At 38.2% G+C, this 21,939-nt stretch carries 25 protein-coding genes and 1 tRNA gene; 14 read left to right on the forward strand and 12 right to left on the reverse strand.

The features are described 5' to 3' along the window. Nucleotides 1-40: 40 nt before the first annotated feature. From IBX42_RS07185 to mrdA, 11 genes are all read left to right on the forward strand, one after another. Nucleotides 41-1,576: an AAA family ATPase gene (locus tag IBX42_RS07185; RefSeq protein ID WP_294930932.1), complete on the forward strand. Its 1,536-nt coding sequence runs from the start codon at nucleotides 41-43 to the stop codon at nucleotides 1,574-1,576. Nucleotides 1,577-1,586: 10 nt separating this feature from the next. Next, nucleotides 1,587-2,363: a TatD family hydrolase gene (locus IBX42_RS07190; RefSeq protein ID WP_294930935.1), complete on the forward strand. Its 777-nt coding sequence runs from the start codon at nucleotides 1,587-1,589 to the stop codon at nucleotides 2,361-2,363. Between the two features lie 78 nt (nucleotides 2,364-2,441). Beyond that, entirely contained in the window at nucleotides 2,442-3,668 is a 1,227-nt protein-coding gene (locus IBX42_RS07195) for a lytic transglycosylase domain-containing protein (RefSeq protein ID WP_294930937.1), read from the forward strand. Next, a complete protein-coding gene (locus IBX42_RS07200; RefSeq protein WP_294930940.1) occupies nucleotides 3,661-4,473 on the forward strand; it encodes a septal ring lytic transglycosylase RlpA family protein in 813 nt (270 codons plus the stop codon). The genes IBX42_RS07195 and IBX42_RS07200 overlap by 8 nt, the downstream gene beginning before the upstream one ends. Nucleotides 4,474-4,476: 3 nt before the next feature. Beyond that, a complete protein-coding gene (hisB, locus tag IBX42_RS07205; protein WP_294930943.1) occupies nucleotides 4,477-5,049 on the forward strand; it encodes an imidazoleglycerol-phosphate dehydratase HisB in 573 nt (190 codons plus the stop codon). Continuing rightward, complete coding sequence (locus IBX42_RS07210) at nucleotides 5,046-5,540, forward strand: HAD-IIIA family hydrolase (RefSeq protein WP_294930946.1); 495 nt, start codon at nucleotides 5,046-5,048, stop codon at nucleotides 5,538-5,540. Before hisB ends, IBX42_RS07210 begins: the two co-directional genes overlap by 4 nt. A gap of 3 nt (nucleotides 5,541-5,543) precedes the next feature. Next, nucleotides 5,544-6,065 carry an LPS export ABC transporter periplasmic protein LptC gene (gene lptC / locus IBX42_RS07215; protein WP_294930949.1) on the forward strand — a complete coding sequence of 174 codons (522 nt, stop codon included), beginning with the start codon at nucleotides 5,544-5,546 and terminating at the stop codon, nucleotides 6,063-6,065. Next, nucleotides 6,062-6,544: a lipopolysaccharide transport periplasmic protein LptA gene (gene lptA, locus IBX42_RS07220; protein WP_294930951.1), complete on the forward strand. Its 483-nt coding sequence runs from the start codon at nucleotides 6,062-6,064 to the stop codon at nucleotides 6,542-6,544. Before lptC ends, lptA begins: the two co-directional genes overlap by 4 nt. Next, nucleotides 6,537-7,151 (forward strand): ribosome biogenesis GTP-binding protein YihA/YsxC, encoded by a 615-nt coding sequence (yihA, locus tag IBX42_RS07225; RefSeq protein WP_294930954.1) that lies wholly within the window; start codon nucleotides 6,537-6,539, stop codon nucleotides 7,149-7,151. Before lptA ends, yihA begins: the two co-directional genes overlap by 8 nt. Next, nucleotides 7,144-7,608 carry an N-acetyltransferase gene (locus tag IBX42_RS07230; protein ID WP_294930957.1) on the forward strand — a complete coding sequence of 155 codons (465 nt, stop codon included), beginning with the start codon at nucleotides 7,144-7,146 and terminating at the stop codon, nucleotides 7,606-7,608. The genes yihA and IBX42_RS07230 overlap by 8 nt, the downstream gene beginning before the upstream one ends. Nucleotides 7,609-8,023: 415 nt before the next feature. Then, the gene (gene mrdA / locus IBX42_RS07235) at nucleotides 8,024-9,811 is read left to right on the forward strand and encodes a penicillin-binding protein 2 (protein WP_294930960.1); all 1,788 of its coding nucleotides are present in this window, start codon (nucleotides 8,024-8,026) and stop codon (nucleotides 9,809-9,811) included. A gap of 94 nt (nucleotides 9,812-9,905) precedes the next feature. Here the strand turns inward: mrdA and IBX42_RS07240 are convergent, their stop codons facing one another. Further along, nucleotides 9,906-10,832, reverse strand: coding sequence for a calcium/sodium antiporter (locus IBX42_RS07240; RefSeq protein WP_294930963.1), 927 nt, complete (start codon nucleotides 10,830-10,832; stop codon nucleotides 9,906-9,908). Between the two features lie 5 nt (nucleotides 10,833-10,837). Next, nucleotides 10,838-11,257: an rRNA maturation RNase YbeY gene (gene ybeY, locus IBX42_RS07245; protein ID WP_294930966.1), complete on the reverse strand. Its 420-nt coding sequence runs from the start codon at nucleotides 11,255-11,257 to the stop codon at nucleotides 10,838-10,840. Nucleotides 11,258-11,305: 48 nt separating this feature from the next. Between ybeY and queC the strand changes: the two genes are divergently transcribed. Next, nucleotides 11,306-11,980: a 7-cyano-7-deazaguanine synthase QueC gene (gene queC, locus IBX42_RS07250; RefSeq protein WP_294930969.1), complete on the forward strand. Its 675-nt coding sequence runs from the start codon at nucleotides 11,306-11,308 to the stop codon at nucleotides 11,978-11,980. Continuing rightward, on the forward strand, nucleotides 11,967-12,632 hold the full coding sequence (locus IBX42_RS07255) for a SprT family zinc-dependent metalloprotease (RefSeq protein ID WP_294930972.1): 666 nt from the start codon (nucleotides 11,967-11,969) through the stop codon (nucleotides 12,630-12,632). Before queC ends, IBX42_RS07255 begins: the two co-directional genes overlap by 14 nt. On the opposite strand, the gene IBX42_RS07260 is transcribed toward IBX42_RS07255, so the two are convergent. Genes IBX42_RS07260 through mobB form a run of 7 tightly spaced genes read right to left on the reverse strand, consistent with a single transcriptional unit; the run spans nucleotide 12,565 to nucleotide 19,514 of the window. Next, nucleotides 12,565-13,845, reverse strand: a complete 1,281-nt coding sequence (locus IBX42_RS07260; RefSeq protein WP_294930975.1) for a putative glycoside hydrolase — start codon at nucleotides 13,843-13,845, stop codon at nucleotides 12,565-12,567. The genes IBX42_RS07255 and IBX42_RS07260 overlap by 68 nt on opposite strands. Before the next feature lie 16 nt (nucleotides 13,846-13,861). Then, a complete protein-coding gene (gene dctP, locus IBX42_RS07265; RefSeq protein ID WP_294930979.1) occupies nucleotides 13,862-14,995 on the reverse strand; it encodes a TRAP transporter substrate-binding protein DctP in 1,134 nt (377 codons plus the stop codon). Between the two features lie 43 nt (nucleotides 14,996-15,038). Further along, complete coding sequence (locus IBX42_RS07270; RefSeq protein ID WP_294930982.1) at nucleotides 15,039-16,034, reverse strand: hypothetical protein; 996 nt, start codon at nucleotides 16,032-16,034, stop codon at nucleotides 15,039-15,041. Beyond that, nucleotides 16,031-17,962, reverse strand: coding sequence for a methionine--tRNA ligase (gene metG, locus IBX42_RS07275; protein ID WP_294930985.1), 1,932 nt, complete (start codon nucleotides 17,960-17,962; stop codon nucleotides 16,031-16,033). Before metG ends, IBX42_RS07270 begins: the two co-directional genes overlap by 4 nt. A gap of 10 nt (nucleotides 17,963-17,972) precedes the next feature. Continuing rightward, entirely contained in the window at nucleotides 17,973-18,179 is a 207-nt protein-coding gene (locus tag IBX42_RS07280) for a hypothetical protein (protein ID WP_294930988.1), read from the reverse strand. After that, nucleotides 18,166-19,005, reverse strand: a complete 840-nt coding sequence (locus IBX42_RS07285) for a class 1 fructose-bisphosphatase (protein WP_294930991.1) — start codon at nucleotides 19,003-19,005, stop codon at nucleotides 18,166-18,168. Before IBX42_RS07285 ends, IBX42_RS07280 begins: the two co-directional genes overlap by 14 nt. 5 nt (nucleotides 19,006-19,010) lie before the next feature. Then, the gene (gene mobB / locus IBX42_RS07290; protein WP_294930994.1) at nucleotides 19,011-19,514 is read right to left on the reverse strand and encodes a molybdopterin-guanine dinucleotide biosynthesis protein B; all 504 of its coding nucleotides are present in this window, start codon (nucleotides 19,512-19,514) and stop codon (nucleotides 19,011-19,013) included. A 177-nt stretch (nucleotides 19,515-19,691) separates the two neighbouring features. Between mobB and IBX42_RS07295 the strand changes: the two genes are divergently transcribed. Next, complete coding sequence (locus IBX42_RS07295; protein WP_294930997.1) at nucleotides 19,692-20,096, forward strand: hypothetical protein; 405 nt, start codon at nucleotides 19,692-19,694, stop codon at nucleotides 20,094-20,096. Between the two features lie 16 nt (nucleotides 20,097-20,112). On the opposite strand, the gene IBX42_RS07300 is transcribed toward IBX42_RS07295, so the two are convergent. The 3 genes from IBX42_RS07300 to IBX42_RS07310 form a co-directional block, all read right to left on the reverse strand. After that, entirely contained in the window at nucleotides 20,113-20,397 is a 285-nt protein-coding gene (locus tag IBX42_RS07300; protein WP_294931000.1) for a YggT family protein, read from the reverse strand. Continuing rightward, nucleotides 20,394-21,692, reverse strand: a complete 1,299-nt coding sequence (gltX, locus tag IBX42_RS07305) for a glutamate--tRNA ligase (RefSeq protein WP_294931003.1) — start codon at nucleotides 21,690-21,692, stop codon at nucleotides 20,394-20,396. The genes IBX42_RS07300 and gltX overlap by 4 nt, the downstream gene beginning before the upstream one ends. 84 nt (nucleotides 21,693-21,776) lie before the next feature. Beyond that, nucleotides 21,777-21,851, reverse strand: a tRNA-Glu gene (locus tag IBX42_RS07310). Between the last annotated feature and the right edge of the window lie 88 nt (nucleotides 21,852-21,939).

The raw sequence follows: 21,939 nt of genomic DNA on the forward strand, positions 1-21,939 counted from the left end.
AAAGAAGTATAATTTGAAATATTTTAAAAGGTGCATATGAATGATAGAGCGATTCTACTTAAAAGAGTACCTCAGTTTTAAAGAGGTTGAACTTGATCTGAAATCGGGGCTTGTAGTTTTTACGGGTCCAAGCGGAAGCGGAAAGTCGATTTTAATGAGTTCAATCTTATCATCATTTGGCAGTGCATCTTCCGACGCATCGCTGTGTGAATCGACAGTTTCTTGGGATTTAGATGCTAATGAGCATGGCATAGAAAATGATGATGTCTATATTTTTAAACATATTAAAAAAGAGAAATCAAGATACTTTATAAATAACCAAAGCCTGCCTAAAAAAGTGATGTCAAGCCTCTCTTCAAACTACTTAAGACATCTTTCTTTAAGAGATTTTAGCGATTTTGAAAACGAAAATCTTCTTTTAATTTTAGATAATAGAATAAAAAAACAAAACCATAATATAGACGCCCTCAAAAATGGGTACAAAGAGGCTTTTTTAGAGCATAAAAGAGTCAAAAAAGAGCTTCTGGTTATTGAAGATGAACAAAAAAGAGTTACTGAATTAAAAGAGTTTGCGGCATTTGAGATTAAAAAGATAGAGAGTGTGAACCCAAAAATATCCGAGGATGAAGAGCTTTTGGAGATTAAAAAAGAGCTCTCCAAAAAGGAGAAGGCACTGGAGGCCATAACCAATGCAAATGCAATTTTTGAGCATGAGCATGGCGTATTTAGCGCGCTGGATGTGTTAAACATAGAGAACTCTTTTTTTAATGATGCCATGAATGAGCTCAGAGCCGTCATGGAGAGTGCAGAGGAGAGGTTTAATGCGCTTGATGAAGTAGATATCGAAGAGGTATTGAACCGCATTGAAGAGTTAAGCGACTTAAAAAGAAGATACGGCGGCATTAAAGAGGCTATTGAGTACAAAGAGCAAAAGATACAAGAGCTACAAAAGTATGAAAATATAGAGATAACCAAAGGCGATTTGGCATCAAGAGAGGCGGCGCTTGAGGCAAAAGTAAAAGATTTGGCAAATAAAATAACTGCTCTTCGCTTGGATGAGCTAAAATTTTTCAGAGATGATTTAAACAGCTACCTAAAAGAGCTCTATCTTCGAGATGCTCAGGTCGAGATAAGGGACGCGGAGTATGGGGTTTTTGGAAAAGATGAGATGCTCCTTAAACTAAATGCTACCGATTTGCAAAAGATTAGTACTGGAGAGTTTAACAGGCTCCGTCTTGCCGTACTGGCTCTAAAATCTGAGTTTATGAACAAAAACGGCGGCGTATTAATGCTTGATGAGATAGATGCAAATCTCAGCGGCGAGGAGTCCATGAGCGTTGCAAAGGTGCTAAAAGAGCTCTCAGGCCATTTTCAAATATTTGTAATCTCACACCAGCCGCAACTTACCTCCATGGGAGACCAGCACTTTTTGGTACATAAAAAAGGCGATGAGTCATATGTGAGAGAACTTGACTTTGATGAGAGAGTTGATGAGATTGCAAGAATAATAAGCGGTGAGAGTATCACGCAAGAGGCTAAGAAGTTTGCAAAAGAGCTGCTGAGTCTACAAAAATAGAGAGAATAGTATGATAATTGACACGCATGTGCACTTAGATGATGAGAGATACAGGGATGATCTGGAGGAAGTGCTCAAAAGAGCCAGAGAGAGCGGGGTAGAGCGCTTTATCATTCCCGGAGCAGATCCAAAAAACCTAAAAAGAGCCGCAGAAATTGCCCAAAACAACAGTGACGTCTATTTCGCAGTAGGTGTGCATCCTTATGATATGGAGTCCTTTAACAATGAGGATTTTAGCGACTTCATAAACCATCCAAAGTGTGTGGCAGTAGGCGAATGCGGACTTGATTACTTTAGACTTGAGGGAACAAACGAAGAGAAAGAGAGAGAAAAAGAGAGACAAAAAGAGGTTTTTATAGCTCAAATCGAGATTGCAAAAAGGCATAAAAAGCCCCTTATTGTGCATATTAGAGATGCTTCAAGAGACTCAAAAGAGATTCTTCTTGCACACAATGCGAAAGAGGTCGGAGGAGTTCTTCACTGCTATAATGCTGATGAGGAGTTATTGAGCCTTGCAAATGAGGGTTTTTACTTTGGAATAGGCGGTGTTTTAACCTTTAAAAATGCAAAAAAATTGCTTCACGCGTTGCCAAAAATTCCAAGTGAAAAACTTTTAATTGAAACGGATGGTCCATACTTGACACCGACTCCGCACAGAGGTGAGAGAAATGAGCCTCTTTACACTACTTTTGTTGCAAAAAAAATGTCCGAACTTTTAGAGATTTCACTCGAAGATATAGAGAAAACAACAACCAAAAACGCCCTAAAACTCTTTAATATTTCTTAATATCATAATCTATTAACTCTATTTAATTTTGATTTAGATAAAATCAACTTCCTAAAATTTAAAATAAGAGTTGCCGTTTTGAAATATTTCTTACTGCTTTTACTGCCGTTTATGTTGAGTGCGAGTCTTAATTTTACCTCTAACCATACCAAAGAGATAGCTATTTTAGAGTCTTTTGATATTGAAGCTTCATTTTTATACGACCCTATTATGAACGATATGAAAAATATCAACATGACTCTCTACAAAGACAAGCGCTTTTTTCAGGCTATGAATGATGCCTACCTCTTTATTCCTGCCATAAAGAGCATTTTAGCTAAGCACGGCATACCGGCTGAGTTCCTCTTTCTTGCCATGGCAGAATCGCACTTTTCCACAAAAGCATATTCGGTAAAAAAAGCTTCTGGATTATGGCAGTTTATGCCCGCAACAGGTAAAATATACGGTCTTAAAATAGATGAGTATGTTGATGAGAGAAGAGATTTAATAAAATCAACCGAAGCAGCAGCAGAGCATCTTAGCGGGCTTTATAAAAAATTCGGCAAGTGGTATTTGGCAGCGATTGCTTATAACTGCGGCGGCGGAAGACTCAGCAGAGCGATAGAGGCTGCAAAAAGTGATGAACTTCATATCTTGCTAGATCCAAAAAAGATGTATATTCCAAGAGAGAGCAGGCTTTACATCAGAAAAATTGTAGCACTTGCGCTAATGGGCAACGATGAGCAGTTTTTGTTAAAGAGTGAGTATGAGCACCTTTTAAACAGAGCAAATGCCTACTCTATATCTACGGTAAGAGTCCCTAGAGGCGAGTCCCTCAAGAGAGTTTCAAAGCTTGTCGGGATACCGCTCTCAGAGCTTCAAAAACTTAACAGACATCTCAAATATGATTTTGCTCCTCCCTATTTAGGGGGCTATGACATATATATTCCATATATAAAACTCTCAGACTTTAAGCAGAAATATTTTGAAGAGAACATTCAAAATATCTACAAAGTTCATGTGGTAAAAAAAGGTGACACTCTTTTTGATATAGGCAAAGAGTATGGCGTTTCTCATAAAATGATTGTGGATTTTAACAACCTTAAAAGCAATGTTTTAAGTCTGAAACAAAAGCTTATTGTTCCTATAGATAACAAAGCAAATATCGAAAAAATAAACAAAAAAATTTATTATCTAGTTAAGAGAGGCGATACTTTGGAGTCGATTTCTCAAGCATATAAAATAAGCGTGAGAAGCATACAGCTTAGAAATAATATAAAAGGCAGTTTAATCAGAGAAGGCGAGAGGCTAAAGCTACATGAATAAACTATCTTTTTTTGTAGCTCTCTTAGTTCTTTTATTGCTTAGCGGATGTAGCACAAGAGGCACTAGAACATATACAAACCTCGGCGAAACAAAAACATACTCCTCCGATAGTCGGTCACATAACTCCGCAATCAATCAAAAAGATTATAAACATCCGACGATGAGACCATATGTTATAAGGGGGATAAAATATTACCCTACAGTCGTGAACGTAGGTGATGAGTTTAGCGGCAACGCAAGCTGGTACGGTCCTGATTTTCATGGCAAGCTGACCTCAAACGGAGAGACGTACAACATGTACGATATGACGGCGGCACACAAGACTCTGCCAATGAATACAATTGTAAAAGTTACAAACAAGAAAAACGGCTTAAGCACAGTCGTTAGAATAAACGACAGAGGTCCTTTTATTGCAACAAGAATTATAGATCTCTCTAATACTGCAGCACGAAAAATAGATATGATTGCTGATGGAACGGCACCGGTTGAAATTGAAATTCTTGGTTTTCACTCAAAAAATCAAAAGAAAGTTCCTCTTCAAGAGCAGCTAAAAGAGTCTCCTCAGGATCAGCAGGCAGACGGATTTGCTCTTCAGATAGCATCGTTTTCAAAATTTGAGGGCGCGCTATTAACTCAGAAAAAGTATGACGATACGGATGGATATAAGACTGTTATCAAAGATATGCAGACACACAACGGCAGAATGTTCAAAGTATGGCTTAAAGGCTTTAGAAGCGAAGAAGAGGCTAGGGATTATAAATCACTTGGAAATTTTAAAAATTCATTTATTGTTAGAGAGGACTAAAAGATGATTACTAAAAGCAGAAAAACAAAAGAGACGGATATAGAAATTTTACTAGAACTTTGCGGGGAGGGCAAGAGCAAGATAAGTACTGGCGTGGGTTTTTTGGACCATATGTTGGAGAGCTTCTCAAAGCACTCGCTTATTGATCTGGAGATCTCATGCAAAGGCGACACGCATATAGATGACCACCACAGCGTAGAGGATGTCGGGATTGTTCTTGGCTCTCTTTTGGCAGAAGCTATATATCCGGTTAAAAATATGGAGCGCTTTGGAAGTGCCAATATTGTCATGGATGAGGCTTGCGTTAGTTGTGATTTGGATCTAAGCAATCGCCCATATTTGGTTTATGAGGTTAATGTGGCGGGCAAAGTGGGGCAGTTTGATACGGAGCTTGTTGAAGAGTTTTTCAGAGCCCTTGTCTTAAATGCAAGAATAAGCACGCACATTGTAGCTCTTAGAGGCAAAAACAAGCATCACATCATTGAAGCTGCTTTCAAATCACTTGCAGTTGCCCTTCGTCGAGCGATGCAAACCAATGAGAGAGTGGGCATTCCAAGCACGAAAGATATGCTGTGATTAAGCTTATTGTTTTAGATGTTGACGGCTGCTTGACAAATGGAGATATTATATACACATCTGGCGGCGATGAGATTAAGCATTTCAACGTAAAAGACGGCTTGGCTATAAGCTCATGGATAAAAATGGGCTTTCATGCTGCAATTATAACGGGAAGAGAGTCTAAAATAGTTGAAAAAAGAGCAAATGAGCTCGGAATAAAGCATCTCTTTCAACATGTTAAAGATAAAGAGAGTGCACTAAAAGAGCTTGCGAGCAAACTTGGGTTAAAGAGCTATGAAGTCGCAGTTATAGGCGATGATCTAAACGACTACAAGATGCTTAAATTTGCCGGTAGAAGTTTTACTCCAAAAGATGGCGTAAAAGAGGTTAGAGAACTTGTTGACACTGTTTTGTCACAAAATGGCGGGGATGGCGCTGTAAGAGAGATGATAGATATTTTAGTAGATGAGAACGATGCAAAAGATGAGTTTTTGTCCATGTGGATGTAGATTTTGAATATAAACTACTTTTTTATATTTTTTTCACTCTGCTTGCTGATGATTCTATTTCTGTTTAAACCGATGGAGATTAAACAGCATGTGTTTAAAGAGGTGCCGCTATTTACAATCTCCAATTTTACTATGCATGAGCTAGACCAAAAAGGGTTGGTAACATTGATGAACGGGAGCAAAGCTGCTAGGTTTACAGATAGATATACGGTTGAAGAGATGGACTATACGGACAACTCAAAAGAGTATATGGCAAATATGAAAGCAAACAGCGGAGTCTACAAAAACGAGGTTGTGCATCTAAATGGAGAGATACTCTATGTCAGAGAAGACGGTCTGACTTTTGAGACGCAAAAAGCGGTCTATAACAAAAAAACGGCCATTGCTACTGCGGATGGCGATTTTGTACTCTATAGGGGTGCAAATAGAGTAACAGGAGAGAAGTTAAAGTATAATAACTCTTTAGAAAAAATAGAGTCAAAAAATGTAAACGCGATATATAAATTTGAAGAGAGTAAGAGATGAAAAAAACAATTTTTTTAACAATTTTTTTAACAGCAGCGCTGTTTTCACAAGAGCTAAAGGTAAAAGCCAAGCTATTTAATGCGGACCAAAAAACAGGTGTGTCTGTTTTTGAAGGTGACGTGAATATCATAAGAGGCAGCGATGAATTAAACGCATCGATTGTTACTATCTACACAAATGAGAAGCAAGAGCCTATAAAATTTATTGCAGAAGGTAACGCCTCTTTTAAAATCAAGACGCTAGATGGTGCGCTTTATGAAGGAAAAGCTCAAAAAGTGATCTATCTTCCACAGGAGAAGGAGTATCACTTTTCTAAAGAGGTTCATCTAAAGCAGATCAATGAAAAAAAAGAGATTATAGGAGACGAAGTTGTCCTTAAAACTATAGAGGGCAAAGCTTATGCAAAAGGTGCAGAAAAAGAGCCGGTCATTATGATATTTAATATGGCACAAGATAGCAATAAGAGCAAAAATGATTGAGATAGTTGACGCAAAGTTTGTCACATCGGCGGCAAATATAAACGGGGCACCCGAGAGTGAAGAGCAGAACGAAGTTGTTTTTATGGCGCGCTCAAATGTCGGCAAAAGCTCACTGCTTAATGCGCTTAGCAACCATAAAGGTTTGGCTAAAGTCTCTTCCACTCCGGGAAAAACAAGACTTATTAACTATTTTGATGTCACTTTTATGGATAGAGAAGACTCTTCAAAAACTTTACTAAAGTTTGTCGATTTGCCAGGTTTTGGATACGCAAAAGTATCAAAATCAATAAAATATGACTGGGAGAAGAATCTAACTGATTACATATCTCAGAGAAAGCAGATAAAACTTTTTATCCATCTGATTGATTGCAGACATCCACACCTAGAGATTGACAATTCGGTAAGCGATTTCTTGCTTGAACATGCTGATGAAACACAACAAATAATGCAGATTTTTACAAAGATAGACAAACTAAATCAAAAAGAGCAAAATGCTCTTAAAAAAGAGTTTCCTCAAGCTTTGATGGTTTCAAGCTCCAAAAAAAGAGGTATGCAAAAGATTGTAACCATAATATACGACATTTTAAAAGGGGCGTCGGATGAGTGAGGTTGAGTTTTCTAAAGCGAAGCTCTCAGATATACAAATGATGCAAACACTTGTTATCCCTGAAGTAGAATCCGGTCTTATTTTAGCTAGAAGTTCGGATGAGATAGCGACAAATATAAGATCATATATACTTGCAAAAGAGGATGGGGAGATTGTAGGTTTTTGCGCTCTACATATCCACACTCCTTCACTTGCAGAAATTAGATCTCTTGTTGTTAAAGAGAGTAGAAGAGGACGTAAAATCGGAGAAAATTTAGTACTAAGAGCAGTAGAGGATGCTCGAATGCTCGGTCTGCAAAAGGTTCTAAGTTTAACGTATAGACAACAGTTTTTCCAAAACCTCGGGTTTGTCGAAATTCCAAAAGAGTCACTGCCTGAGCATAAAATCTGGGCTGACTGTATTAAATGTAAACACTTTCCGGTATGCAACGAAGTATCTCTAATCAAAACTCTTTAACACCGCTTCTATACGCGGCGTTGTTTATTATATATACCGCACTAAGCGGTATATACGTTTTTCTGCCCCCTCTTTTTGCACTTATTTATCTTTTTTTCGCAAAAGCGATTAAGAGAGAAGATGTTTTTTCGCTCTTTCTGGTAGCGATATGTCTGCTTTTTTTTGAAGCGCAAAATAGCTATATGCTCTTTAGCACCATCATATATTTTGCATTTATACATAGATATATTGTCCCAAAAATAAAGCAAAATTTCAATTGTAACGTATGTGTAAATTTCTCTATCTCACTCTTGGTATACGTTGGTTTTTTTCTCTTCTATTCTCTTTTGTCCAATATATTTTTGCTTCCAATGCCTAGCCTAAGCTACTATGTGCTTTACTATGTGGCTGTAGAATTTTTAATATTGAGCTTATTATGAAAGTAAAATTTATACTTTTTGTATTTATTGCAACATGGCTAGCACTCTTGGTAAGAGTTTTTGTGCTCTCTGTGGAATCAAATATCTATTATGAGAAGCTATCTTATGACAATACGATAAAAACCGAACAGATAGCGCCTGTTAGGGGAGAGATACTAGATGTTAACAATAAACCAATCGCAATAAACGAGCTTGGTTTTAAGATACAGCTAGCTCCACATCTTACTCTGAAAAAAAATCAGTATATTTTCGATGAGGAGATAAATACTCTTCTTAAACTACTGCCAAATCTAGATAGAGAAAAAATTATAAAAGACTACAAAAAAGAGGACTCCTACTACAATCACAACTTCATAGATGTTGTAGACTTTGTCTCATACGAAGAGATTATGCCTGTTTACTCGATTCTAAATCTTAGAGAGAAAATAAATATTGTTTCATCTCCAAAAAGATTTTATCCCTATAACGAAGTAGCGGCGCACTCTATAGGATATGTGTCACGTGCAAATAAAAGTGACATAAAAGATGACAAGCTTCAAGAGCTAATAGGTTATACCGGCAAATCAGGCATAGAGAAATATTATAACACCTACCTGCAGGGAGTAGCCGGAAAAAGAGAGATAAAAGTAAATGCAAACAATCAAGAGATAGAAGAGCTCTCAAGCAAGGCTGCTATAGAAAATAAAAAATTAACATTAAATATAGACATTGAACTTCAAAAATATATCTCTTCACTTTTTGCCAATAAATCAGGAGCTGTAGTTGTTATGGGTGTGGATGGTGCCATTTTATCGGCAAGCAGTTTTCCAGAATATAATCTTAACACATTTGTGACGGGCATTAGCTATAAAGAGTGGGACAGATTCTCAAACAGCCTTGAAAAACCTTTTACAAACAAACTTATTCATGGACTTTATCCACCCGGTTCAGTTATAAAAACAGGACTTGGACTTATCTATATAACCTCACCTGAAATCGGTCCAAATTGGGGAGTTCACTGCACAGCATCAATGCCGCTTGGCAAAAGGGTATTTAGATGTTGGAAAAGGGACGGACATGGAGATACCGGCATAACAAAAGCCATACGAGAGAGCTGTGATGACTTTTTTTACAAAGGAAGCATTCAGCTTGGTATCAAGAAGATGAGCGATGGGCTTATCAGATACGGTCTTGGCAGAAAAACAGGTGTTGATTTACCAAATGAATTTATTGGCACCGTACCCTCAAGGGAGTGGAAAAGAGAAAAATACGACAAACCATGGTATATAGGAGAGACGGTAAATACCTCAATCGGGCAAGGTGATTTTCTAACTACACCTATGCAGATAGCGCAGTTTACGGCACTTATGGCAACGGCTAAACTTCCTCGTCCGCAATTTGCAAAAAAGATAGGAGATGTGGAGATTAAGCCGGAGTTTGAAGAGGTACTCAATGAAGATGAGTTAAAAAAACTTCCAATTATCCAAAAAGCGATGTATGAAGTTTGTAATTACCCAAGCGGAACGGCAACTTCCTATCTAAGCTCAAAAGTCAAGATTGCAGGCAAAACAGGAACAGCACAAGTTGTTGGCATTCTGCAAGATATAAAAAAGAGAGAACTGGAGCATGAGATGGAGTACTACACCCGCTCTCACGCTTGGTTCACAACTTACGGACCGTACAAAAATCCAAAATATGTAGTTTTAGTCATGGTTGAACATGGTGGACATGGTGGTTCGGCAGCGGGTAAAATAGTTTCAGATATTTATAACAAGCTTTTGGAGATGGGATATATTGAACAGTAGAAGCCATATGCAAAGATGTAGCTTAGAGAAACTTTTCTAAAGAAACTCATAATGAGTTTTCTAAAGAAACTTATACTGCGTTTTCTAAAGAAACTTATACTGCGTTTTGTATAAAAAGAGCTAATATTATGAGTAAAAATATAGCTCCGACTCTGTTATAGAGTTTGTTTGCCAAGATAAAAACAAGGGCAATAGAAGCTGCTGCCATTATAAGTAGATCAAACTTTGTTGCCACAAGGTCTACTATCAGCGGGCTTACAAGCGATGCAGAACCAAGCACCATTGAGAAGTTTGCAACATTTGAACCTATGATATTTCCTATGCTCATCTCTGCGTTGCCCTTTTTTATGGCTACAATTGAGACAACAAGCTCAGGAAGTGATGTCCCAAGAGCTATAAGAAAAAGACCTATAATCCACTCGCTGATACCAAAAGATCTTGCTATATTTGTGCCGCTCTCCACAACGAAATTTGCTCCGCCGATAGTTAGCACAAATCCGACAAGAAGAAGCGCTATTGTCAAACCCCAGTTGAATTTTTCTCTCACAAGCTCTTCATCGATGTCGCTCTGGAGAGTCTCTTTTGAACTTCCAAATAAAAATATAAGATAAGAGGTCATTAAAAGCAGATATAAAACTCCGTCCACTCTGCTTATCTCGCCGTCTTGAATCATTATAAAAAAGATTACCACGGGAATAACCACCCAAGCACTGTCTAAAGAGAAGAGGTCTCTTTTTGGAACCATCTTTTTGGAGATGAAAAAAACAATTCCAAGTACAAGAGTAATGTTAAAAATAACACTGCCCACAACATTTGCAACCGCCATTTCGCTTTTGCCTGCATATGATGCCATCATGGAAGCAGCCATTTCAGGAAGAGATGTTCCAAAGGCTATAAGAGTAGCGCCGATGACATAGTGAGATATATCAAAATGTAGAGCTATGCGCTCGGACTCCTTTATGACAAAGTCGGCTCCATAAATAAGAGCCGTCATAGCCGCTATAAAGATTACAAAATCCATACGCTTTATCCTTGTGTTCTGATTATTAAGCTTTTTGGCAGATTAAACTTCTCGATAAGCTCTGCCTCTTTTTTTCTCATCTCTCCGTTGTCAACCTCATGGTCATAACCAAGAAGATGCAGCACTCCATGAATAAAGAGAAGTGTGAGCTCATCGTCTGTACTATGCCCAAACTCCTTTGCGCCCGCTTCTACATGCGAAGATGAGATAACTATACTTCCAAGAGGGCTCATAGGCATCTCTTCATATGGAAAACTAAGGACGTCGGTGTCTTTGTCTATATTGCGATGCGTCTTGTTTATCTCTCTCATCTCATCGCTGTTTGTAAGGATGAACTCTATCTCTTTTTTTGTAAGAGAATCTGCTATGGCATCTATGACGAGGGTATCAATCTGTAAGGAAGTTCTGTTATCTAGTTCAATCATGGGCGAATTATAGCAAATATAGTAAACAAATTATGTTAAAATATTTTTATGATAAAGAAAAATAAAATAGCGCTCTGTATCATGAGTGGCGGTATGGATTCAACGCTTAGCGCATATATGATGCAGAAAATGGGTTATGAGATTGTTGCTCTGCACTTTAATTATGCACAGAGAACAGAGACAAAAGAGTTGGCGTGTTTTCATGCCATATGTGATGAGCTGAAAGTTATAAGCAGGTATGTTTTAGATTTGGACTTTTTTGCTCAAATCGGCGCTTCTGCTCTGACTGATAAAAACATAGAGGTTCCAACGGGTGGCATACAAGAGGGTGTACCCGTTACCTACGTACCTTTTAGAAACGGTATATTTTTAAGTATGGCAGCAGCGCTAGCAGAGAAAGAGGGTGCCGAGGCTATTGCCATAGGCGTTGTAGAAGAGGATAGCAGCGGATACCCGGACTGCAGAGAGTCTTTTATACAAAGTATGCAGCAAACTATAAATCTAGGCACAAAAGATGAGACAAATATTGTGATTGAGATGCCTCTCGTGCATCTGAAAAAGTCACAAATAGTCAAACATGCGCTTGAACTCAATGTTCCTCTTAATCTTACATGGAGTTGTTACAAAAGCGAAGACAAAGCATGTGGAGTCTGCGACAGCTGCCGTTTGCGACTAAAAGGCTTTAAAGAAGCCGGAGTAAAAGATCCGATTGAGTACCAATAAAATAAGATTTAACGATTTAGAGATTTTACATCTCTGCAAACCAAGTCTAAAAAACAGCTATATCAGCGTGAAAAAAAACGGAGATATTACGCTTAAAACACCAAGGGTATCAGAGAGCTATATAGAGAACCTTCTTTCAAAAAGAGAGTCGTGGATAAGAAAACAGTTAAAAATAGTAGAAGAGAATCTGCCAAAAACCCACAATCTCCAAGATGAAGTTCTGCTATTTGGAGAGCTATTTAGCATAGACAGCGATGAAGCGAGTGAATTAAGAGAGTATCTGAAAAAAATAGATATCTCAAAAATTGATCCTATTTTAAAATGCTATGACAAATACTACAAAAATTACGCAAAAAACTATCTTACCCAAAGAGCAGAGCACTACGCCAAAGAGATGGCTCTAAGCTACAGCGACATAAAGTTCAAAAAGATGAGAAGCAGGTGGGGAAGTTGCAGCTCAAGAGGCACAATAACTTTTAATACCGAACTTATCAAGATAGATAAAAGGCTCATCGATTTTGTCGTTGTACATGAGTTGGCTCATTTAGTGCATATGAACCACTCCAAAAAATTTCACGACCTGGTTAGTCAATATACTCCGGATTCTCGCGCGTTGAATCAAGAGTTAAAACATCTCTCTCTTGGATTCTAAAATGAGTGAGTTTATACGTGCTTGATGGCGACCACAACATCCATCCGCTTGTATTTGTGTCGGCTGTAGCTCTTATCTGCTCGTTTATTTCAAAGTAGTTATACTCTATTTTTCTATGCGCATAATCTTTAAAAGATTGCAGCCACGGTCTGAGCCTTTTTGACTCAATTTGCTCCTCAATATTTTTTAAACTTTTATAGATAACCATATGCGGATGCTCGGATGGATTTTCAAGTCCGAATGACCCTTTAGAGAATCCCGAAGGGTAGAGCATAGGAGAGATATAGTCTGCATATTTAGCGAGCGGCTCTATCATCTGTCCGATTCCCATATCATGGTCTTCCCAGCAGATATTTCCATAGGTGTCTACAGAGATAAAAACGCCATATTTTCTAAGTCTGTTTTGTGCCAGTTTTAAAAAATCGCTTATCGCTTTAATGCGGTTCTGCTGTGTGCTCTCTTTTGAAAAACTAAGCCCATCTTTTGCGGGAAAGCGTATGTAGTCAAAATTTATCTCATCGAAACCTACTTTTGCAGCATCTTCGGCGATTGAAACCGTATATTCGTGCGCTCTTTTGTCAAAAGGGTCAACCCAAGCCATCTCATCATGATTTCTCCAGAGAGTTCCATCCCTCTTTTTGATTGCATATTCAGGATTATTGGAAGCTTGAAGCTCATCTTTAAATGTCACTATTCTTGCAATAGTGTATATGTTTTTGGACTTCATCAGCTTCATAAACTGCTCGATATCCCTGTTTGTTCTATCATTGTGCGCACCGTAGCTGTTTGCCTTTTCAAAAGAGGTTTTATATGAGGTTGAACCATACTCGCTCTTAACATCAACAACGATGGAGTTTATCTCTGTTCTGTCTATAATCTCTAAGATCTCTTTGAGTCTAGGAGAGTTGTTGCTGGCACGCCAAAAGCTCAGATAAAGAGCTTTAACAGTTATAGGTTCCAGCTTAGCAATCGTGTCGTTATCTTCATCTTTATCTAATTTATACGGTCTGTATCCGTACGCTTTTATAAAGATTTTATCTTCGTTGCTATCAATAAAAAAAGTTCCATTCTCATCGCTTTTTACACTCAAACATGAGTCGTTTACGGTAGCATTGCCTATAGGAAGGGATGTTGTTTTGTCAATAATTGTTCCGCTAAATGAGCCCCACAAAAAGGTCTCAAGCAGAAAAGAATAGAGTAATAAATTTCTCAAAATAACAACACCTTTTTTATCTCTCATTTAAAAAATACCTCAAACTTGCATCACTCCACTCTCTACAAAGCTCTAAATAGCTCTCAATAGAGCTATAAACCTTTTTAAAATCGTCGTTTTTCTCGCTAAGCTCAGCTATAACTTCCTTAAGAGCTCTTTTTCCCTCATCTACGACATCTGCCGGAAACTGATGCATTGAGATATTCAGCTCTTTTAGCTGTTTTAGTGCTTTGATATTTTCGCTGTGAAACTCATACGCCATATTTGAGTTCATCTCGCTTGCTGCGACCTCTATCATAGATTGTTGCTCAAAAGACAACTTAGCATAAAACTGTTTGTTAAATGTAAGCTCTAAAATTGAGCCCGGTTCATGCCACCCCGAGTAGTAGTGCGGCGCAACCTTATAAAATCCCATCTTAATATCAAGTGCGGGTCCAACCCATTCTGTCGCATCGATAACTCCGCGCTCGAGTGAAGTATATATCTCCCCCGCAGGAAGCAAGACCGAGTTTACTCCCATTTTAGAGAAGACCTCTCCGCCAAGACCGGGGATTCTCATCTTAAGTCCCTGCATGTCAGCGAGTGATTTTATCTCACTTCTAAACCATCCACCCATTTGGATGTTGGTATTTCCGCCCATAAACGGATGAAGGTTGTATCTTGCATACTGCTCTCGCCACAGCTCCATCCCGCCGCCAAAGAGCATCCATGAGTTTATCTCCTCTGCTGTAAAACCAAAAGGGATGCCGCTGTAGAGTGAAAAAGCGCTGTTTTTTCCCTTCCAGTAGTATGGTCCAGAGTGAAAAGCATCGATCTGACCGCTAGAACAGGCATCAAAGACCGCTAAATCCGGTATAAGAACATTTTTAGGGTATATCTTAACGTCTAACGAGCCGCCGCTTATATCTTTTAATCTCTTTGCCATTCTTTCAACACCGACACCCATAATAGGAAAACTTGCAGGCCAACTCGTTGCGAGTTTGATGGTAGTTTTTTTATTTTTGTTGATATTTACTCTTTTTGTACCGCTCTCACTTTTTTCTGGGTGTTTAGAATAGTCGATTGCTTCTCTATTTTTCTCGTTGCATCCTACCAAAACGATGGAAGCAGACGCTGTTGTAGCGGTTGTAAAAAAGTCTCTTCTATTCATTATCTTCTTTCCGATTTGAAAATTTCTAATATTATCATTGTATCTAAAAATCCATTATGAGCTGAGTCTGCCGAGAGAGCGGTTTATTGAGTATCGATTTATCGACACCGGCAATAAGAGCAAAATGAAAACTGTTCTCTTTTAGTATATTTAGAATATCTCTCTCGTTTTTGTAACTAAAAATATTTTCACTCCTCTCTTGCTTTGCATGAGAGGGAACAATAAAGATGATTTTTGCCCATGATGCGTGGCGCTCTAAAAAAAGAATCTGTGAATCTATAAGAGTGACATTTGGTTCAAAAATAAGCACCTTATCGCTTGTGCCGAAGTTTTTAACTTCAAGTTTTTTGTTTGTAAAAACAGCTTCAAAGTGCTCTATGGGAGTAAATTTTTTGAGTTTATAGTTTATCTTTGCCGTTTTAAAAAAGTGCAGCAACTCTTCTAAATAGGAGATAAAAAAAGGAGAAATTAGCTGCCTCTCATAAAATATATTATCATAAATAAACGATGTCTCAAAAAGCGTCTGCTCCATAATCTCGATGGGGGCAAAAGGTCTTTTTGGGACTGTTTTTACGGCTGCAAATATAGCACGGTCTGTTAGAGCAGGGCAAAAGAGCACGATGCTTCTGTTTTGTATCTCCCACAAACTCCTAAAAAGTGATCTTAAATCACCTCTTAGCGGGAGAAAGTTTGTCTCTGTAATTACCTGCATGGAGAGTTTGAGCACAATCTCGTTGCACTCATAAGCTACAACCTCTTTTTCAATCATCTTAAATCGAAGAAGTTTTTTCAAGGCTACATCAAGAGACTCAACTCTTATCCATGCAATTTCAGAGTCAATTACCACAGTTGTTTTTTCAAACACAATACCATAGGCACCGTTTGCAACAGCTAAAGCAATATCGTCATAATCATAGGCAAAAAAAAGGTCGCCTCTTTTTACTTTTATAGCCTCAAAAACAATGTTTTCAAAGCTATATATGCATGGCTCATTTAGAAGAGTAGCTTGTGTAAGTGCTAGAAAGTTTTCAAGTCTCATCCAATCGGCGTGCCTGCTTTTTTAGGTTTTTCAGGTCTTACTAAACATAGACCATCTTCATCCTTTGCAGCAAGAAGCATTCCTTCTGAGATCATACCCATAAGTTTTGCAGGTTTTAGATTGGCAACAACACAAACCTGCGTATTTAGCAGAGACTCCGCTGTATAAAATTCTCTGATTCCGGCAACGACCTGTCTTGGTTTTTCTTCACCCAAATCAACCTGAAGCTTTAAGAGTTTTTTGCTCTTTGGAACATCCTCGGCTTCTACGATTACTCCAACTTTTAGCAATGTCTCAAAAAACTGTCCAATCTCAATAAGATTATCTTCCTCTTTTTGGTTATCCTGCTCTTTGGCACTCTCTTCGGTAACATTTGGCTGAGCCAGAGGAGCTTCAGGCATAAGCGGCTCTTCAACGCGCGGAAAAAGTGGAGGGACAGGCTTGATATTAAATAATTTTAAGAGTTTCTTATCCTCGATTAGCTCTCTGTAGCTTGCATTATCGATATTGAAATTCAAAGCATCTGCAATAGTATTTGTAGTTTTTGGCATAACAGGGTGGAGCATAATAGAGGCTTTTGCCAAAATATTTGCAACAAGAGCGACCGTAGCCAGCGCTTCATCTCTTCTGCCTTCTTTCATTTTAACCCACGGAGCATGCTCTTCTATGGCTTTGTTTGCGATTGAAAAGAGCTTCCACAACTCCTCAAGATATCTGTGAGTCTGCAGGTTCTCCATAAATGTATCAAGAGAGTCTAGAACAACATTCATCGCGTCTACTTCTTTTGTGTGGTATTTTAAAACATCCACGCTGTCAATCTCAAGGTCTGAATATTTGCCGCTCATGCCGATAATACGGTTGAGTAGATTACCCAAGTCGTTGCTAAGCTCAGAATTTATTCTGTCAATAAATGCTCTTTGGGAAAAGTCGCCGTCTTGCCCAAAAGGCACCTCTCTGAGCATAAAATATCTTAAGTTCTCAACACCGTAAGCATTAGCAACTTCTCTAGGAGAGACAACATTGCCTTTTGATTTACTCATCTTTTCGCCGTCTCTTGTCCACCATCCATGTGCGCCGATATGCTGCGGAAGAGGGAGGTCAAGACTCATTAAAAATGCAGGCCAGTAGATGGCATGAAAACGGAGAATATCTTTACCTACAAACTGCACCGATGCCGGCCAGTAATGCATATTTGCATCATCATTTGGGTAACCAAGTGCAGTAATATAGTTTAAAAGTGCATCAAGCCACACATACATTACATGCTTGTCATCTTTGATTGACTCAGGCATTTTTACGCCCCAAGTAAATGATGTTCTTGTCACGGAGAGGTCACGAAGACCGCCTTTTACGAAGTTTATAACCTCATTTGCACGAGAACGCGGCATGATGAAATCAGGATTGTCAGCATAGTGTTTTAGGAGTGCGTCTTCATATTTTGAGAGTCTAAAAAAGTAGCTCTCCTCTTTGATGATATTTGTGCTTCTGCCGCAGTCGGGGCAAAATTCACCATCAACAAGCTGCATCTCCGTAAAAAATGTCTCACAGCTAACACAGTAGTGACCCTCATAAAAATCTTTGTAAATATCGCCTTTGTTATACATGGCTTCAAAAGCTTTTTGAACACCTTTTTTATGATCTTCATCAGTTGTGCGGATAAACTTGTCGTAACTTATCCCAAATTCATCCCAAAGATTTTTAAAACCGGCACTAATCTCATCGGCGAACTGCTGTGTTGGCTTAGAGTTTTTTTGCGCAGACTCTTCTATCTTTTGACCGTGCTCATCAGTTCCGGTCAAAAAGTAGGTGTCTTCACCTTTTAGCTTCTCATATCTAGCCATAGTGTCTGCTATAAAAGTTGTATAGGCATGTCCTATGTGCGCCTCGCCGTTTACGTAATAGATAGGTGTTGTTATATATTTACTCAATTTTTTCTCCTTAAAATTCAAATCCGCCGGTATCACCTTTGGACATGCTGTTGTAAACAGCTTTTACATAGTTGTTTCTTAGCTCACAATCTAAATAGAGCTCGCAACTGCTACAGCTTGCCGAGTGCTTCTCTTTTTGACATTTATGCAGTTTCTCTATCATCTCATCAAGATAAAGCTCAAATTTGTCCATCTCTAGCGCATCAGTTGTTTGCATAGACTTCTTTTACTCTTTGTATCTCATATTTGGAGCCGAAAAAACATGGCGATGTGTCATGTATATGAGCAAAATCGAGTTCCATCAAATCTTTTTTGCCATCAATCGCCTCACCGCCGGCAGTTTTAAAGATAAATGCAAAAGGAAATACCTCAAAAAGTTTGCGAAGCTTGCCATCAGGCTTGTCTGAAGTTCCCGGATAACTAAAAAGCCCACCGCCTTTTAGAAGAATCTGGTGCAGATCAGGTACCATTCCGCCTGAGTATCTCAGACGATAACCCTCTGCAAAGAAGCTCTCTACTAGCTCTTTGTGGTAAGGTTTCCAGTTCTGTTGTGTTCCGCCCGGTGCGTTTAGCTTCCCTTTTTCATTAAGACGGATCTCTTTTATAAACTCAAACTCTGCACCTTGGAGCAGATGAAGCTTTGCTTTGTTGTGCGCAAAAACCATCTCCACGCGAGGTCCAAAAACAACGTAGCATGAGGCAACCATATTTTGCGTGCCAAAGCCGTTCTCGTATATGCCGAAAATCGAGCCGACGCTTAGATTTACATCTATCAAAGATGAGCCGTCAAGCGGGTCATAGGCAATAAAGTATCTTCCCTCTTTATGCAACATGAGCTCTTTCTCTTTCTCTTCACTTGCAATCGTATGGATAGACGCTACGTTTGAGAACTCCTCTTCAACAATCATATCGCATTTAATATCAAGCTGAAGCTGCGTCTCTCCTGAGCTGTTCTCCTGTTGCGAATAACCGATATCTTTCGTATCTATTGCATCTTTAATTCTAATAGCCGTTCTTTGTATGGCACTAAATATATCAGTCATCTCTCTTACACTTCCTTTGCATTTTTAAATATCCACTCTATTACATCTTCGCAGTTGTTTATATCTAGAACATCAACGTTTTGAGGCAATTTATAATTATTCAAATCTATACTGCCATCAATCGCAAGCGCATCCATATACGGAAAATAATCCTCATCCAAAGTATCTCTAAATATGCTTATTCTAGGAAGAGGCAGATTTTTCAATCCCTCTACAAGCAGAATATCAAAGTCATTAAAGAGTCTAATCATCTCATCAAGTTCTTTGTGTCTGTTTGAAAAGTAGGTGGTGCGATTTGGGGAGGTTACGATAACCTCTGCACCTGTGTCTGAAAACTTGTAACTGTCTTTTCCCTCAACATCAAAACGAGCTTTATCTTTGGGGTCATGCTTAATAATAGCGACCTCTTTTTTAAAGTCGTGAATAAGTTTTCTCGCAACTTTTAAAATAAGTGTCGTTTTTCCGCTGTTTGACGGACCTGTAAATGCAACTGCTAATCTTTTTTTCAATTTTATTACTTTGTGAAAATTTAAGTGATTATACAAAATAGTCGTTAAAAGCTTGTTTAATAAGATATAATTCTGCGATTATTTAGAGGAATTTGATTGAAAACTATTTTTACTATTTTTACTATTTTAATACTTTTTAGTGGCTGTTCTAGAAAAGACGCTTTTTTTGGATTTACTATGGAAAAAGATCAGGAACTAAGCGCCTCTAGTCTGCAAAGCTCAAAAATTGTATCAAAAGAGGGCACAATAAGCGGTATTTTTTCCATAATATATTTAAATGAAGTCTATCCAAAATCATTCAATCAAAATGAGTATTTTTTTGTATTTATGTTTACAAAAGAGTCCAAAGAGCTTTATAGCCCGAAAAATCCGAAGGATGCAGACATGAGACTTAAATTGAACTCAAAACTGCCTATTAAAGTAGAAAAATTGCCTCAAGAAAATCAATTTTCTCATCTAGTAGATACAAAAAATGACTGGAATCAATACTATCTTGTAGCGTTTGAGCAATCAGCTACAATAAATCTTACCCTTGATGACAACACGTCATCTTCAAGGGTTATAAAATATAAAAAAGAGTAGAAGTTTTCACACACTCCTAAAGAGCGCGCAAAAGAGCACCAAGAAAAACGATGATTATCTGTAGTACTACTATGATTATTAGCGGTGCTAAATCAAGACCGTTGAAATTCGTCCTTATATACCTTTTAACAAGTGCGTATGCGGGATTTGTTATTCTATATAAAAACTGAACAATCGGATTGAATGGGTCAGGATTTACGAAGCTAAGCAGAGCGGTTATAATAACAACCCACATGTATATAGTGATAAACGTAAGAGCTATCGCCCCGATGCCTTGAACTATCTCTATTAAAATACTCATTTTACAATCTCCCCTATATAGTTTTTAATATATTTATATACAGCGGCAATGTCAGGACCGTGTTCTACGCCCGTGAGTAAAATACGCAATGGCTTGAAAAGGTTTTTGCCCTTTAATCCAGACTCATTCATAATATAATTTTTAAAATCTTCATACTCCTCAAAGTAGGGCGCATCTTTAACAATTTTAACTATTGTCTGGGCATACTCTTTAAACTCATCGGGAATATCTTTCTTGGCAAAGATAGAAGCTATTTTAGCTTTTAGCTCCTTAGTCGTATTTGACTCTTCTAGATATATTTTTGCAAGCTCTCCTATATTTTCATCGGCGAAACCGACATAGCGAGAGAGCTCTTTTGGCTCAAGCATTTTAATATGCTCTCTGTTTATATGCTTGAGCATATTTATATCAAAACGGGCAGGGGACTTTGCTATGTTTTTCAAGTCAAACCACTCTATAGCCTCTGCCAGATGAAAAATCTCTTTCGGCGGTTTGTTTCCCATCAGTATGAGATAGTTTGCGATGGCTGAGGGCAGGTACCCTTCTTCAAGAAGCCATTTAACACTAGAAGCATCATCTCTCTTGCTCATCTTCTTGCCGTTGTCGTTCAATATTATCGGTAGGTGTGCGTACTCTATTTTTTTGTGGTACCCAAGCGCTTCTCTGATAAGAATCTGCTTTGGAGTGTTGCTCACATGGTCTTCTCCGCGAATAATCAGTGATACATCACTTAACATATCATCAACCGCACATGCAAAGTTGTACATAGGAGTTTTATCCTGTCTTAAAATTATGAAGCTGTCTATCTCATTGGCTTCAAATTTTATCTCGCCCTTGATATGGTCTTTTACGATGATGGCTTCCATGGGTTTTCTTATTCTTACCGTAAAAGGACTCTCGTTATCAATAACAAGCTCGTCCGGAAGGGATGCGCATGCGTCGTCATATCTGTATGCAGTTTTACTATTTTTAGCTTCTTCTCTTTTATTATCCAGCCACGCTGATGAGCAAAAACAGTTAAATGCTTTTAGCTCATGCAGAAGCTGCAGTGCCATAGCAGAGTGAAAACGCTTATTGTTGCTTTGATACATGACTTGAGAGTATTCGATACCAAAAAGATTTAAAATATCAAGTATCTCCTGATCTTTGCCCTCTATATTTCTCTCTTTGTCTGTATCTTCGATTCTAATAATCAGCTCTTCATTTCTCTGTTTTGATACGATGTAGTTAAATATGGCAACTCTTAAATTGCCGATATGCATATCACCTGTGGGACTTGGCGCAAATCTTAACATTAAAATTCCTAAAATAGTTTTTTGTGATTTTATCTAACTTTAGCTGAGGAGATGTTTTATTTTGGATTGTTTTAAATGATGAAGTGGTGACCCCGAGGAGAATTGAACTCCTGTAACATGGATGAAAACCATGGATCCTTACCGCTAGACGACGGGGCCACTTTTGTCAGTCTTGTTTACTGAGCCGAAATTATATAGATTTAATTCTTAATAAAGTATAAAATCCAGCCGACTCTGTAAACAAAAT

Origin of the sequence: Sulfurimonas sp., assembly GCF_014859695.1 — a bacterium.
Classification (GTDB): Bacteria; Campylobacterota; Campylobacteria; order Campylobacterales; family Sulfurimonadaceae; genus Sulfurimonas.

Coding starts and splice junctions, on each gene's coding strand:
- hisB (WP_294930943.1), top strand. CDS start 4,477: ATGATTACTAAAAGCAGAAAAACAAAAGAGACGGATATAGAAATTTTA.
- yihA (WP_294930954.1), top strand. CDS start 6,537: ATGATTGAGATAGTTGACGCAAAGTTTGTCACATCGGCGGCAAATATA.
- mrdA (WP_294930960.1), top strand. CDS start 8,024: ATGAAAGTAAAATTTATACTTTTTGTATTTATTGCAACATGGCTAGCA.
- IBX42_RS07300 (WP_294931000.1), bottom strand. CDS start 20,397: ATGAGTATTTTAATAGAGATAGTTCAAGGCATCGGGGCGATAGCTCTT.
- IBX42_RS07240 (WP_294930963.1), bottom strand. CDS start 10,832: ATGGATTTTGTAATCTTTATAGCGGCTATGACGGCTCTTATTTATGGA.
- IBX42_RS07185 (WP_294930932.1), top strand. CDS start 41: ATGATAGAGCGATTCTACTTAAAAGAGTACCTCAGTTTTAAAGAGGTT.
- IBX42_RS07190 (WP_294930935.1), top strand. CDS start 1,587: ATGATAATTGACACGCATGTGCACTTAGATGATGAGAGATACAGGGAT.
- gltX (WP_294931003.1), bottom strand. CDS start 21,692: ATGTTAAGATTTGCGCCAAGTCCCACAGGTGATATGCATATCGGCAAT.
- lptA (WP_294930951.1), top strand. CDS start 6,062: ATGAAAAAAACAATTTTTTTAACAATTTTTTTAACAGCAGCGCTGTTT.
- IBX42_RS07295 (WP_294930997.1), top strand. CDS start 19,692: ATGGAAAAAGATCAGGAACTAAGCGCCTCTAGTCTGCAAAGCTCAAAA.
- IBX42_RS07280 (WP_294930988.1), bottom strand. CDS start 18,179: ATGCAAACAACTGATGCGCTAGAGATGGACAAATTTGAGCTTTATCTT.
- IBX42_RS07230 (WP_294930957.1), top strand. CDS start 7,144: ATGAGTGAGGTTGAGTTTTCTAAAGCGAAGCTCTCAGATATACAAATG.
- ybeY (WP_294930966.1), bottom strand. CDS start 11,257: ATGATTGAACTAGATAACAGAACTTCCTTACAGATTGATACCCTCGTC.
- dctP (WP_294930979.1), bottom strand. CDS start 14,995: ATGAATAGAAGAGACTTTTTTACAACCGCTACAACAGCGTCTGCTTCC.
- queC (WP_294930969.1), top strand. CDS start 11,306: ATGATAAAGAAAAATAAAATAGCGCTCTGTATCATGAGTGGCGGTATG.
- IBX42_RS07285 (WP_294930991.1), bottom strand. CDS start 19,005: ATGACTGATATATTTAGTGCCATACAAAGAACGGCTATTAGAATTAAA.
- IBX42_RS07200 (WP_294930940.1), top strand. CDS start 3,661: ATGAATAAACTATCTTTTTTTGTAGCTCTCTTAGTTCTTTTATTGCTT.
- IBX42_RS07270 (WP_294930982.1), bottom strand. CDS start 16,034: ATGAGACTTGAAAACTTTCTAGCACTTACACAAGCTACTCTTCTAAAT.